The organism is Novosphingobium sp. 1529, assembly GCF_040544855.1.
GTDB classification, from domain to species: domain Bacteria; phylum Pseudomonadota; class Alphaproteobacteria; order Sphingomonadales; family Sphingomonadaceae; genus Novosphingobium; species Novosphingobium capsulatum.
Genome location: NZ_JBEPKW010000002.1, coordinates 1 through 12539, shown reverse-complemented (window position 1 = coordinate 12539; position 12539 = coordinate 1). Strand labels below are relative to the sequence as shown.

12 protein-coding genes are annotated in these 12539 nt (G+C 67.3%); 9 read left to right on the top strand and 3 right to left on the bottom strand.

Going from position 1 to position 12539, the window contains the following annotated elements; translation table 11 throughout:
• Nucleotides 1–161: 161 nt before the first annotated feature.
• From pyrG to tpiA, 3 genes are all read right to left on the bottom strand, one after another.
• Nucleotides 162–1793, bottom strand: a complete 1632-nt coding sequence (gene pyrG / locus ABIC78_RS05400) for a CTP synthase (RefSeq protein WP_022675538.1) — start codon at nucleotides 1791–1793, stop codon at nucleotides 162–164.
• A 205-nt stretch (nucleotides 1794–1998) separates the two neighbouring features.
• On the bottom strand, nucleotides 1999–2385 hold the full coding sequence (secG, locus tag ABIC78_RS05395) for a preprotein translocase subunit SecG (protein WP_022675537.1): 387 nt from the start codon (nucleotides 2383–2385) through the stop codon (nucleotides 1999–2001).
• 73 nt (nucleotides 2386–2458) lie between these two features.
• Nucleotides 2459–3229: a triose-phosphate isomerase gene (tpiA, locus tag ABIC78_RS05390; protein WP_062782424.1), complete on the bottom strand. Its 771-nt coding sequence runs from the start codon at nucleotides 3227–3229 to the stop codon at nucleotides 2459–2461.
• 247 nt (nucleotides 3230–3476) lie between these two features.
• Here tpiA and ABIC78_RS05385 point away from each other — a divergent pair, with 247 nt between their 5' ends.
• From ABIC78_RS05385 to lexA, 9 genes are read left to right on the top strand one after another with little or no spacing between them, the layout of a single operon-like run.
• Complete coding sequence (locus tag ABIC78_RS05385; protein WP_354488158.1) at nucleotides 3477–5420, top strand: peptidylprolyl isomerase; 1944 nt, start codon at nucleotides 3477–3479, stop codon at nucleotides 5418–5420.
• A gap of 4 nt (nucleotides 5421–5424) precedes the next feature.
• On the top strand, nucleotides 5425–6969 hold the full coding sequence (trpE, locus tag ABIC78_RS05380; RefSeq protein ID WP_354488156.1) for an anthranilate synthase component I: 1545 nt from the start codon (nucleotides 5425–5427) through the stop codon (nucleotides 6967–6969).
• A gap of 10 nt (nucleotides 6970–6979) precedes the next feature.
• Nucleotides 6980–7564 (top strand): anthranilate synthase component II, encoded by a 585-nt coding sequence (locus tag ABIC78_RS05375; RefSeq protein ID WP_054130993.1) that lies wholly within the window; start codon nucleotides 6980–6982, stop codon nucleotides 7562–7564.
• Entirely contained in the window at nucleotides 7561–8556 is a 996-nt protein-coding gene (trpD, locus tag ABIC78_RS05370; RefSeq protein WP_354488154.1) for an anthranilate phosphoribosyltransferase, read from the top strand. Before ABIC78_RS05375 ends, trpD begins: the two co-directional genes overlap by 4 nt.
• A 12-nt stretch (nucleotides 8557–8568) precedes the next feature.
• Entirely contained in the window at nucleotides 8569–9357 is a 789-nt protein-coding gene (gene trpC / locus ABIC78_RS05365; protein ID WP_354488152.1) for an indole-3-glycerol phosphate synthase TrpC, read from the top strand.
• A 7-nt stretch (nucleotides 9358–9364) separates the two neighbouring features.
• Nucleotides 9365–9811 carry a reverse transcriptase-like protein gene (locus tag ABIC78_RS05360; protein ID WP_354488150.1) on the top strand — a complete coding sequence of 149 codons (447 nt, stop codon included), beginning with the start codon at nucleotides 9365–9367 and terminating at the stop codon, nucleotides 9809–9811.
• A gap of 7 nt (nucleotides 9812–9818) precedes the next feature.
• Nucleotides 9819–10289 (top strand): cyclic pyranopterin monophosphate synthase MoaC, encoded by a 471-nt coding sequence (gene moaC / locus ABIC78_RS05355; protein WP_043608145.1) that lies wholly within the window; start codon nucleotides 9819–9821, stop codon nucleotides 10287–10289.
• Nucleotides 10286–11521, top strand: a complete 1236-nt coding sequence (locus ABIC78_RS05350; protein WP_354488148.1) for a molybdopterin molybdotransferase MoeA — start codon at nucleotides 10286–10288, stop codon at nucleotides 11519–11521. Before moaC ends, ABIC78_RS05350 begins: the two co-directional genes overlap by 4 nt.
• Before the next feature lie 57 nt (nucleotides 11522–11578).
• Nucleotides 11579–12268 carry a transcriptional repressor LexA gene (gene lexA, locus ABIC78_RS05345; protein ID WP_354488146.1) on the top strand — a complete coding sequence of 230 codons (690 nt, stop codon included), beginning with the start codon at nucleotides 11579–11581 and terminating at the stop codon, nucleotides 12266–12268.
• Nucleotides 12269–12539 lie beyond the last annotated feature (271 nt).

Sequence of the window (12539 nt, the reverse complement as noted above, 5' to 3'; positions counted from 1 at the left end):
ATACGGCCAGCGCCCCTTTTTGCGTGAGTTTGGGTTTGTGCAAGGCTTCGCACCACCCCCAACCCCCTCCTCTAAAGAGGATGGGGCTTTTCCCGTTTGCTCCCCGCCTCTTTAGAGGAGGGGGCCAGGGGGTGGTGGACGCCTGAAACGAAACTAGAAAATCAAACCAGCCGCGCCTGCTTCACTGCAGCAGCGATAAAGCTCTTGAACAGCGGGTGCGGATCGAACGGGCGGCTCTTGAGTTCGGGGTGGAACTGCACGCCGATGAAGAACGGATGATCGGGACGCTCGACGATTTCGGGCAGCAGGCCATCGGGCGACATGCCCGAAAAGCGCAGGCCGCCCTGCTCCAGCGCATCGCGATAGGCGACGTTCACTTCATAGCGGTGGCGATGGCGCTCGCTGATCGTGGTGGCGTCATAGATGCTCGACACATGGCTGTTGCCGGCCAAGTGCGCTTCATAGGCGCCCAGGCGCATGGTGCCGCCCAGATCGCCACCGGCTTCGCGCTTTTCCAGGCCTTCGGCGGTCATCCATTCGGTGATGATGCCCACCACCGGCTCCTTGGTCGGGCCGAACTCGGTGGAAGACGCCTCGGCGATGCCGGCGGTGTTGCGCGCGCCCTCGATGCAGGCCATCTGCATGCCCAGGCAGATGCCGAAGAACGGCACGTCGCGCTCGCGGGCAAAGCGCACGCTGGCGATCTTGCCTTCCGAGCCACGCTCGCCAAAGCCGCCGGGCACCAGGATGCCATGCATGGGTTCAAGGTGCGCGGCAATCTCGCTGTCTTCGCGCTCGAACAGTTCGGCATCGATCCAGCGCACGTTGACCTTGACGCGGTTGGCCATGCCGCCGTGGGCCAGCGCCTCGTTGAGCGACTTGTAGGCGTCCTGCAGGCCGACATACTTGCCGACCACGCCGATCGTCACTTCGCCTTCCGGGTTCTGATAGCGATCGACGATATCGTCCCACACCGCCAGGTCCGGCTGCGGTGCCGTCATGCCGAAATGGCGCAGCACTTCGGCGTCGAGGCCCTCGGCGTGATACTGCAACGGCACGGCATAGATGCTGCTGGCGTCAAGCGCCGGAATCACTGCCGATTTGCGCACGTTGCAGAACTGCGCGATCTTGGCGCGCTCGCCATCGGGCAGCGGCTTTTCACAGCGGCACAGCAGGATATCCGGCTGGATGCCAAGGCCGGTCAGTTCGCGCACGGAGTGCTGGGTCGGCTTGGTCTTCAGCTCGCCAGCGGCCGCGATATAGGGCACGAGCGTCACGTGGACGAAGCAGGTCTGGTCGCGGTCCAGCTCGTTATGCAGCTGGCGCAGCGCCTCGATGAACGGCAGGCCTTCGATATCGCCCACCGTGCCGCCGATTTCGCACAGCACGAAATCGAGGTCTTCGGTTTCCGCCTGGGCAAAGTCCTTGATCGCGTCGGTCACGTGCGGGATCACCTGCACGGTTGCGCCCAGGTAATCGCCACGGCGTTCCTTGGCGATGATGTCGCGATAGATCCGGCCCGAGGTGATGTTATCGGCCTGACGGGCCGAAACGCCGGTGAAACGCTCGTAGTGGCCAAGGTCAAGGTCGGTCTCTGCGCCGTCGTCGGTGACGAAGACTTCGCCGTGCTGATACGGGCTCATCGTGCCCGGATCGACGTTGAGATAGGGATCGAACTTGCGGATCCGCACTCGATAGCCACGTGCCTGAAGCAGCGCCGCGAGGCTTGCCGCCATGAGACCTTTGCCGAGCGAGGAGACCACGCCGCCGGTGATAAAAATGTACCGCGCCATGGGAGTTGGGCCTTAGCGTCAGAAGGGAGGGGAGCGCAAGCAGAACCGACGCCGAACAGCGTGGCAATCCACAGGCGCAAAGCGAACCGCAATACCACGCATGCCCGTTGCGGGCACGCGCAGGCATCACGAAAGGGACCGCAAAAACAAAACCGGCGCCCCCGCCTGCGGGGCGGGGAACGCCTGGTTTCATGCTTGCATAGGGTTACTGCTTGGCGGCACCACCAAGCGGATCGGCCGGCGCAGCAGGGGCTGCCGCCGAAGGATCAGCCGCCGGGGCAGCGGGCGCAACCGGCTGCTGGGCCTGGCCGGCCAGCGGGTCGGCCGTGCGCTGGAGCGAAGTGTCGAGCGTGCGGCTGCCACCGGCGTTGACGGCCATGGCCGCCAGCACGATGCTCAGCCCGACGAACAGAACCGCCAGAATCGAGGTAACGCGCGTGAGAAAATCGGCCGCGCCGCGTGCCGACATGAAGCCGGCCGGGCTGCCGCCCACGCCCAGGCCGCCGCCTTCGGACTTTTGAATGAGAATCACGCCAACCAGGGCGGCAGCCACCAGCGCCTGGATAACGGTGAGGAAGATAAAGAGCGACATGAGGTTCCGCCTGAAACTGTTGCGGCGCACTTAGGGCGCCGGGCGCCCTTGCGCAAGGGGCCGAATTTTGCGCTCAGCCTTCGCCGGCGCCAGCGGCCGCCACGATCGGCAGGAAGGCATCGGCCGTCAGGCTTGCCCCGCCAACCAGCGCCCCGCCCACCTCGGGCGCAGCCAGCAATGCAGCGGCGTTGCCGGCATTGACGGACCCGCCATAGAGGATGCGCGGGCGTGCGCCGGCTTCGTCATAGGCGGCATGAAGCCGCGCCCGCACTGCGGCGTGCATGGCAATCACATCCTCGACATCCGCCACACGGCCGGTGCCGATCGCCCATACCGGTTCATAGGCAACGGCCAGCTTGCCACCGGCGACGGCTTCTAGTGCCGCTTCGCCCTGCGGCAGGGAATGGTCGACCTGGCTCGCCACCACATCTTCGGCGCGGCCGGCGTCACGCTCTTCCAGCGTTTCGCCCACGCAGATGATCACGCCCAGCCCGGCCGCCAGCGCGGCATCGGCCTTGGCGCGCACCAGCGCATTGCTCTCGCCATGATCGCGGCGGCGCTCGCTGTGGCCCAGGATCACGAAATCGGCACCGATATCGGCCAGCATGGCGGCCGAAACATCACCGGTATGAGCGCCCTTGGCCTCGGTATGGCAATCCTGCCCGCCCACGCCGATGCCGGTCACGGCCTCGCGCAGCAGGCCGATCAGCGGGAACGGCGGCGCCAGGGCGATATCCACCTGCGGATGGCGGGCAGCAGCGCGGTCGATCGCGCGCGCCTCGGCCAGCATGGCCCGGCTGCCGTTCATCTTCCAGTTGCCGACGATATATGGTCGTTGCGCCATGGCTGGCTTTGATCCCTCGTTCTGTGTGCCCCGCCGAAAATCGGGATTGCCGCGCCGATTGTTATGCGGTGGCGCGTTGTCAGGCCCGATTCCGTGCCAACCCCCTTGCCTGCAATTGCCCCGCCAGCGCAAGGCCCCCGCGATGAAGTGCTTGGGCGGCATGTGCCCTGCCAGAGGCATTGCGGGATCGGTCCAAGCCTCCTAAGGCAGGCCAATCCAAGTCATCAGGCGGATTTGATCGCATCCCATGCTCTCGCTGTTTCGTAAACTGATCCATTCCCGCATCGGCGCGCTTTTCGCCCTGGTGTTCATCGGTCTTCTTGCCCTGGCCTTTGCCGGCGCCGACGTGAGCGGCCTGCGTGTCGGCCAATCTTCGGACGGTGAGGCAGCAGCCAAGGTTGGCCATGCCAAGGTTGGCGTGGACGAGTTGGGCAAGACCATCACCACCGCGTTCGAGCAGGAGCGCGAGCAGAACCCGACGCTGACGATGCGCCAGTTCCTGGCCCAGGGCGTGATGAACGATGCCCTCTCCGGCCTGGCTGATCGTGCCGCGATGCAGGAATGGGCCGCCAAGAACGGCATGGGCGTCAGCGATCGTCTGGTCGACAGCGAAATCGCCAAGCAGCCCGCGTTCCAGGGCCCCGATGGCAAGTTCAGCGACGCGGTCTATCGCGCGTTCCTCGCCCAGCGCGGGATGACCGATGCCGCCGTGCGCAAGTCGATCACGCAGAGCCTGATCGCCCGCCAGGTGCTTTCGCCAGTCGCGCCAGGCGCCGCCATGCCCGCCTCGGCCGTGGCGCGCTATGCCGCGATGCTCAAGGAAAAGCGCGAGGGCGACATCGCCTTCCTGCCCAGCATCGCCTTTGCCGGCAAGGACAAGCCGAGCGATGCCGTGCTGGCCACCTATTACAAGGCCAACGCCGCCCGCTATCAGCAGCCCGAGCGCCGCACCGTGCGCTATGCCGTGATCGACGAAGCGAGCCTGGCCAACGTGCCCGCTCCCAGCGACGCTGACATTGCCGCGCGTTATAAGGCCAAGGCCGATGTCTATGCGCCCAGCGAAACCCGCACGGTAACCCAGGTGGTGGTGCCGACCGAGCAGGCCGCCCAGGCTCTGGCCGCGCAGGTTTCTGCCGGCACCAGCATCGAGGCCGCTGCCCGTGCCAAGGGCCTCGCCGCCAGCAAGATCGCCGATCTCACGCGTGACAAGCTCGCCGCGCAAAGCTCTGCCGCCGTGGCCGATGCCGTCTTCGCCGCCGCCCAGGGCAAGGTGGCAACGCCGGCCAAGAGCGGACTTGGCTGGCACGTCATTCGCGTCGATGCCATCGTCAAGAAGCCGGGCAAGACGCTGGAACAGGCCCGCCCCGACCTGGTGGCGGAACTGACCACCGAAAAGCGCCACGCTGCGCTGCTCGATCTGTCTTCCCGCCTGGAAGAGCAGTTCGAAAACCACACCGGCCTCGCTGATGTGGCCAAGGCCCAGGGCGTGACGCTGACCACCACCCCCGCCCTCACTGCCGATGGCAGCGTGTTCGGCCAGCCTGGGCAAAAGGCCCCGGCCGATGTTGCCGCCCTGCTGCAAGGCGCCTTTGCGCTGGAGCATGAAGGCGAAGGCCAGGTTGCGCCGCTCGCCGATGGCAAGCGCATCGCGATCTTCGACGTGGGCCAGATCATGCCTGCCGCCCCCGCGCCGCTTGACCAGATCAAGGACCAGGTCACGCGCGACTATGCCACCGAACAGGGCGCCGCCAAGGCCAAGGATGCCTCGGCCAAGGTGCTCGCCGCGATGGCCAAGGGTGCTTCGCTGGCCGACGCGCTCAAGGGTCTGGGCGTGACTCTGCCGCCCGCGCAGCCGGTGGCGATCACGCGCGAACAGCTTGCGGCCATGCAGCAAAGCGGCCGCCAGCTGCCCCCGCCGCTGGTGCTGCTGTTCGCCATGTCCAAGGGCACGGCCAAGCCGCTCGCCGCACCGGGCAATGCCGGCTTCTACGTGGTTTCGCTCAAGACGGTGACGCCCGGCGTCATCCCCGCGGGCGATCCGTTCCTGGCGCAGGCTGGCAAGCAGTTCGGCCTCGATATGGGCCGCGAAGTGGCCGAGGAACTGCGCACCGCAATCCGCAACCAGGTGGGTGTGACCCGCAACGAAACCGCGCTGCGTGCGCTCAATACCAAGCTTGTCGGTAACCAGTAAGACCATGACCACGATCCTGTCGCGTCCTGCGCCAACCGGCGCCCAGCCCGAAAACAGCGCGGCGGCCCTTGCCGCGCTGGCGGCCGGAAAGCCCGCGCTGGTCTGGCGCAAGCTGATTGCCGACAGCGAAACCCCGGTCAGCGCCGCGCGCAAGCTGTTCGAGCCGGAACGCGGCGATTTCCTGCTGGAATCGGTCCAGGGTGGCGAAGTGCGTGGCCGCTACAGCCTGGTCGGGCTCGATCCCGATCTGGTATTCCGCGCCACGGGTGAAACCGCGCAGATCAATGCCGCCTGGCAGACCGATCGCGCTGCCTTCGCTGCGCTTCCCGGCAACAGCCTGGCGGAACTGCGCGCACTGGTCGAACGCTGCCGGATCGACGTGCCCGAAGGCCTGCCGCCGACGCTGGCCTGCCTGGTCGGCTATTTCGGCTATGAAACCATCGGCCTGGTGGAAAAGCTGCCCCGTGCCGAACAAAGCGCGCTCGAACTGCCCGACATGCTGTTCGTGCGGCCGACCGTGCTCCTGGTGTTCGATCGCCTGACCGATGAACTCACCGCCGTTGCCCCGGTCTGGGCTGAGGGCGGCACACCGCAGGCCTTGGTCGAGCGTGCGACTGATCGCATCGATGCCACGCTGGCGCGCCTGCATGGCCCCCTGCCCGCAGATCCGCGCCTGCCCGAAACCATCGATCTGGTGCGCGAGCCGCAGATGGCGCCCGAACGCTATGGCCAGATGGTGGCCCGCGCGCGCGACTACATCACCGCCGGCGATATCTTCCAGGTGGTGCTGGCGCAGCGCTTTACCGCGCCGTTCCCCTTGCCGCCCATGGCGCTCTATCGCGCGCTGCGGCGGATCAACCCCTCGCCGTTCCTCTATTTCCTCGATCTGCCCGGCTTTGCCCTGATCGGATCGAGCCCGGAAATCCTGGTGCGCATCCGCGATGGCGAAGTGACCATCCGCCCGATCGCCGGCACCCGCCCGCGCGGCGCCACCCCGGCGGAAGACCGCGCCAACGAGGAAAGCCTGCTGGCCGATCCCAAGGAACGCGCCGAGCATCTCATGCTGCTCGATCTGGGCCGCAACGACGTCGGCCGCGTCGCCGCCGCTGGCACGGTCAAGGTCACCGAAAGCTATACGATCGAACGCTATAGCCACGTGATGCACATCGTCTCCAACGTGGTCGGCCAGCTTGATGCCAAGCGGGCGGATTCGGTCGATGCCCTGCTCGCCGGCTTCCCCGCCGGCACCGTGAGCGGCGCGCCCAAGGTGCGCGCGTGCGAGATCATTGCCGAACTCGAACCCGAAACGCGCGGCGCCTATGCCGGCGGGGTCGGCTATTTCGCGCCCGATGGCTCGGTCGATAGCTGCATCGTCCTGCGCACCGCCGTGCTCAAGGATGGCGTGATGCACGTCCAGGCCGGTGCCGGCATCGTGGCCGACAGCGACCCGGCCGCCGAACAGCGCGAATGCGAACACAAGTCTGGCGCCCTGTTTGCCGCCGCGCGCGAGGCCATCCGCGTAGCGGCAGAGCCGGCGTTCGGGCAATAGGTATTAGACCATGATCCTCGTCATCGACAATTACGACAGCTTCACCTGGAACCTCGTCCACTACCTGATGGAACTGGGCGCGGAAGTGAACGTGGTGCGCAACGACGCGCTGACCGCTGCCGAAGCGCTGGCTTCGGGCGCCAAGGGCTTCCTGCTCTCGCCCGGCCCCTGCACTCCCAACGAAGCGGGCGTCAGCCTCGATCTCGTCGGCGCGGCAGCGCAAGCGGGCATGCCGCTGCTCGGCGTGTGCCTGGGACACCAATCCATCGGCCAGTATTTCGGCGGCAAGGTCGTGCGCGGCGGCCTGATGCACGGCAAGACCTCGCCCGTCACCCACGATGGCACCGGCGTGTTCGCCGGCCTGCCTTCGCCCTTTACCGCAACGCGCTATCACTCGCTGGTGGTGGAAGACGTGCCCGAATGCCTGATCGTCAACGCGCGGTCGGATGATGGCCACACCATGGGCTTTCGCCACGCCAGCCTGCCGATCCACGGCGTGCAGTTCCACCCGGAAAGCATCGCGACCGAGCATGGCCACGCCATGATCGCCAATTTCCTGGCACTGTGCGGGATCGCTGCACGGATGCCGGCATGACCGTGCTGCCCCGGGTCGGGGAAATCCCGCTCGATCAGGATGAAGCCGAAGCTGCCTTTGCCGCGATCCTCGATGGCCAGGTGGCAGACGATGCGACCATCGCCTTCCTCGTCGCGCTGTCCGATCGCGGCGAAAGCGCCAGCGAAATTGCCGGCGCGGCCCAGGCCATGCGCGCGCGCATGATCAGCATTGCTGCGCCCGAAAACGCCATCGACGTCTGCGGCACCGGTGGCGACGGGCACCACACCTTGAACGTGTCCACCGCGGTAAGCCTGGTTGTTGCCGCCTGCGGCGTGCCAGTGGCCAAGCATGGCAACCGCGCCGCCAGTTCCAAGGCCGGCGCTGCCGATACGCTGGAGGCGCTGGGCCTCAACCTCGATCGCGCGGTCGAAACGGCCGAGGAAACGCTGGCAGACCTTGGCATCTGCTTCCTGTTCGCCGGCAAGCACCACCCTGCCATGGGCCGGATCATGCCGATCCGCCGCGCCATTGGCCGCCGCACGATCTTCAACCTGATGGGCCCGCTGGCCAATCCCGCCGGGGTGCAGCGCCAGCTCGTCGGCATTGCCCGCCCCGCCTATGTGCCGATCTATGCCGATGCCCTGGCGCGGCTTGGCACGGCGCGCTCGTTCGTGGTTTCGGGGGATGAAGGGCTCGACGAATTGAGCCTGGCCGGCGGCAATGAAGTGGCCGACGTGCATGGTGGCGCGATCCTCATGCACCGCATCGCGCCGGGCGACGCTGGCCTGGCCACCGCACCGGTGGATGCCATTCGCGGCGGCGACGCTGCCTATAACGCCGCTGCGCTCCAGGCGCTGCTCGATGGCCAGCCCGGCCCCTATCGCGATGCCGTGCTGTTCAACGCCGCGGCCGCGCTGATGGTCGCCGGGGATGTCACCGACTGGCACGAAGGCGTTGAAGAAGCTGCCGAAACCATCGACAAGGGCCTGGCCCTTGGCCTGCTGCGTTGCTGGATCGACGCGCTCAAGTAAGGCTCTGTGCACATGACCGACAAGCTTACCGAAATCTGCAACACCAAGCGCGCCGAAGTGGCCCAGCGCAAGGCCACTACGTCGCTCGCTGACCTGGCCGCCCGCGCCGCCACGCAAACCGCGCCACGCGGGTTTGAGGCGGCCCTGCGTGCCTGCGCTGCCAGCGGTTTTGCCCTGATTGCCGAAATCAAGAAAGCCAGCCCCTCCAAGGGCCTGATCCGCGCCGATTTTCAGCCGGCTGACCATGCTCGCGCCTATGAAGCCGGCGGCGCCGCGTGCCTTTCGATCCTGACCGACGCGCCCTATTTCCAGGGCCATGAAGACTATCTCGTCGCCGCCCGCGCTGCCTGTGCGCTGCCGGTACTGCGCAAGGATTTCATGGTCGATCCCTGGCAGGTGGCCGAAGCCCGCGCGATTGGCGCCGATGCCATCCTGATCATCGTGGCCGCGCTCGAGGATGCCCAGATGGCCGAGATCGAAGCCGCCGCGCGCGAGCACGGCATGGACGTGCTGGTCGAAGTGCATGACGAGGCCGAGATGGAGCGCGCCGCGCGCCTGCATTCCCGCCTGATCGGGGTGAACAACCGCGATCTCAAGCGCTTCGTCACCGACATCTCCAATACCGAGCGCCTGGCCCCGCTGGCGCCCGCTGGCACGCTGCTGGTGGCCGAAAGCGGCATCAACACCCACGCCGATCTCGTTCGCCTGTCCGCCTGCGGCGCGCGCACGTTCCTGGTGGGTGAAAGCCTGATGCGCGAGGCCGACGTGGCCGCCGCCACCCAGGCGCTGCTGCAGGGCTGACCCCAGCTTGCCGCCGCCCGCACCGCGCAAGCTGTGGTTCGATGGCGGCTGCCGGCCCAACCCCGGCCGCATGGAAATCGCCGTCGTCACCGGCGGCCGCACCTGGATTGTCCACGATTGCGGCCTGGGTGACAGCAACCGCGCCGAATGGCTGGCCCTGCTCGGCGCGATGGACCTGGCCCGCCGACTGGGCGAAACAGACGTGGTGCTGTGCGGCGATTCCGCCTTCGTGATCGACCAGGTCGCCGGCCGCACCGCCGCCCATGCCGCCACGGCCGATTGCCTTGCCGCTTATCGAGACAGCCTCGTTTCATTTTCGCGCGTGCGGCTGCGCCATGTCGGCCGCGCACAGAACCTTGCCGGCATTGCCCTTGAATATCGCCGCGCCGGCCTCCCCCCGCCACAGCCGCTGGCCGATGAACAGGGCTTGCGCCTTTCCCTGCGCATGGCATGAGCGGGGGATGACAGAGCTTACCCACCTCGATGCCCAGGGCCATGCGCGCATGGTCGATGTCGGCGCCAAGCCCGCCACCCAGCGCGTGGCCGTGGCGCGGGGCATGATCCGCATGTCGGCCACGGCACTGGCCGCGATCCGCGACGGCACCGTGCCCAAGGGCGATGTCCTGGCCACCGCCCGCATTGCCGGGATCATGGCCGCCAAGAAAACTGGCGAGCTGATCCCGCTGTGCCACCCGCTTTCGCTCGATGCCGTGGCGGTGGAATTCGGCTTTGTCGACGGCGGGGTGGAATGCACTGCCACTGCCTCTCTCACCGCCAAGACCGGCGTAGAAATGGAAGCAATGACAGCCGCTTGCGTGGCATTGTTGACAATCTACGACATGGCCAAGGCCGTGGACAAGGGCATGGTGATCGAGGCCGTGCGCCTGGTCGCCAAGCGCGGCGGCAAATCGGGCGATTGGTCCGCGCCATGAATGCCCCGCCGCGCCAGCCGCCCCTGCCGCTCGAACAGGCCCAGGCCCGGCTCATCGCCCTCGCCCCACGCCTGCCGATCGACCATCGCGCCACGGCAGAGGCGCTGGGTCACTATCTCGCCGCGCCGCTCGTCGCCGCGCGCACACAGCCGGCCACCGCGCTTTCGGCGATGGATGGCTATGCCCTGCGCAGCGCCGATCTGCCCGGCCCATGGACCGTGGTGGGCGAAAGCGCCGCTGGCCATCCCTATCCCGGCACGATAGCGCCCGGCCAAGCCGTGCGGATCAGCACGGGCGCGGCGATGCCCGCAGGCGCCGATTGCGTGTTGCTGCAGGAAGACTGCGCGCGCGATGGCGCCGCGCTCGCCATCACCGGCACGCCGCCGCAACCACCCTCGCGCCATATCCGCCCGGCGGGCATGGATTTTGCCGCGCAAGACCCCCTGCTGCCCACCGGCACGCGGCTGGGCGCGGCGCAGATCGCGCTGGCCATCGCCGCCGGGCATGGCCACGTGCCGGTCTGCCGCCGCCTGCGCCTGGCGGTGATCGACAGCGGCGACGAACTGGCCAGCGCCGGCCACGCCCTGCAAAGCCACCAGATCCCGGCCAGCAATGGCCCGATGCTCGCCGCCATGGCCGCCGCCCTGCCGGTAGACGTGCAGCGCATCGGCCCGGTACCCGATCGGCTCGATGCCCTGGCCGCCGCGCTCGATAGCGCGCGCGAGGCTGATATCGTGGTCACCAGCGGCGGCGCCTCGGTCGGTGATCACGATCTGGTTCGCCCGGCACTGGAGGCAGTGGGCGCGCGCATCGATTTCTGGCGCGTGGCGATCAAGCCGGGCAAGCCGCTGCTGGTGGGGCAACGCAGCGCCAAGGGCCGCGCCGCGCCGCAGGTGATACTGGGCCTGCCGGGCAACCCGGCCTCGGCCTATGTCACCGCGCACCTGTTCATGCTGCCCCTGCTGCGCGCCGCGCTGGGCGCCGCCCAGCCGCTGCCCAGCCCGCTGCACATGCCACTGGCCCAGCCGATGCCGGCCGGTGGCGGGCGCACCGAATTCCTGCGCGGCCATTGGGATGGCGTTTCCGTCACGCTCGATCCGTTGCAGGATTCCGGCGCGATCGCCCCCATTGCCCGCGCCAATTGCCTGGTGCAGCGCGAGGCCGGCGCGGCGATGCAACCAGAAGGGAGCAAGGTGCCGATCTATCTGCTCGAATTTGGCGGATTTGCTTGACGGGTTCGGTTTGGTTGCTTATTCGTTCCGCATTCGTTCGCCATAGGAGACTTGCGGATGCTCACGCGCAAGCAGCACGAACTGCTCTCGTTCATCCAGACGCGCCTTGATGATTCCGGCATTTCCCCTTCGTTTGAAGAAATGAAGGAAGCGCTCGACCTCAAGTCCAAGTCTGGCGTGCACCGCCTGATCTCCGCGTTGGAAGAACGCGGCTTCATCCACCGCCTGCCCAACCGCGCTCGCGCCCTCGAAGTGATCCGCGAGCCGGAAAGCCTCGCAACCAAGGCCGCCGCGCGCAATCCCGCGCCGCGCCCCGCCGCCCCTGCGTCCACCACCCCGCGTCCGGCGCCAGTGGCCGCGAACGACGTGATCGAAATCCCGCTCCACGGCCGCATCGCCGCCGGCGCGCCGATCGAGGCACTGGAAGGCTCGGCCATGCTGCCCGTGCCCGCCGCCCTGCTCGGTTCTGGCGAGCACTATGCGCTGGAAGTGTCGGGCGATTCGATGGTCGACGCCGGCATCCTCGACGGCGACTACGCCCTCGTGCGCCGCACCAACACCGCCCGCGACGGCGAAATCGTCGTCGCCCTGGTGCGCGGCGAGGAAGCGACCCTCAAGTACCTCCACCACGAAAAAGGCCGCATCCGCCTCGACCCAGCCAACGCCGCCTACAACCCCCAGTTCTACGCGCCCGACGAAGTGGAAGTGCAAGGCAAGCTGGCGGGGCTGCTGCGGCGGTATCATTGAGAGTGGTGCTTGAAGGCTTGCGCGCTGACCGAACACGCGTTTACGCACACGCCCTTCAACTGTCTAATGTTGGGCGTGACTTCTTGGTGGGCAGCGGTCGATCTGGAAAGCCTGCCTCGCTTTGCGCATGCTTCACTGTTCTGGATCGATAATCTGCAATGTCTTCAAGTGGGACGAGTACGAACCCGCTGGCGCGGGAGTGGTGCATGTTTTGAGGCCTGGCCAGTAATCGGCGGTCTGGGGCTAAGTTGAGGTGTGGGCCAAGTAGGTA

What these genes read in the sequence shown, in the direction of transcription:
- trpD (WP_354488154.1), top strand. Translation starts at nt 7,561, where the DNA reads ATGACCGTGCTGCCCCGGGTCGGGGAAATCCCGCTCGATCAGGATGAA.
- trpE (WP_354488156.1), top strand. Translation starts at nt 5,425, where the DNA reads ATGACCACGATCCTGTCGCGTCCTGCGCCAACCGGCGCCCAGCCCGAA.
- trpC (WP_354488152.1), top strand. Translation starts at nt 8,569, where the DNA reads ATGACCGACAAGCTTACCGAAATCTGCAACACCAAGCGCGCCGAAGTG.
- secG (WP_022675537.1), bottom strand. Translation starts at nt 2,385, where the DNA reads ATGTCGCTCTTTATCTTCCTCACCGTTATCCAGGCGCTGGTGGCTGCC.
- ABIC78_RS05375 (WP_054130993.1), top strand. Translation starts at nt 6,980, where the DNA reads ATGATCCTCGTCATCGACAATTACGACAGCTTCACCTGGAACCTCGTC.
- ABIC78_RS05385 (WP_354488158.1), top strand. Translation starts at nt 3,477, where the DNA reads ATGCTCTCGCTGTTTCGTAAACTGATCCATTCCCGCATCGGCGCGCTT.
- pyrG (WP_022675538.1), bottom strand. Translation starts at nt 1,793, where the DNA reads ATGGCGCGGTACATTTTTATCACCGGCGGCGTGGTCTCCTCGCTCGGC.
- moaC (WP_043608145.1), top strand. Translation starts at nt 9,819, where the DNA reads ATGACAGAGCTTACCCACCTCGATGCCCAGGGCCATGCGCGCATGGTC.
- ABIC78_RS05350 (WP_354488148.1), top strand. Translation starts at nt 10,286, where the DNA reads ATGAATGCCCCGCCGCGCCAGCCGCCCCTGCCGCTCGAACAGGCCCAG.
- tpiA (WP_062782424.1), bottom strand. Translation starts at nt 3,229, where the DNA reads ATGGCGCAACGACCATATATCGTCGGCAACTGGAAGATGAACGGCAGC.
- lexA (WP_354488146.1), top strand. Translation starts at nt 11,579, where the DNA reads ATGCTCACGCGCAAGCAGCACGAACTGCTCTCGTTCATCCAGACGCGC.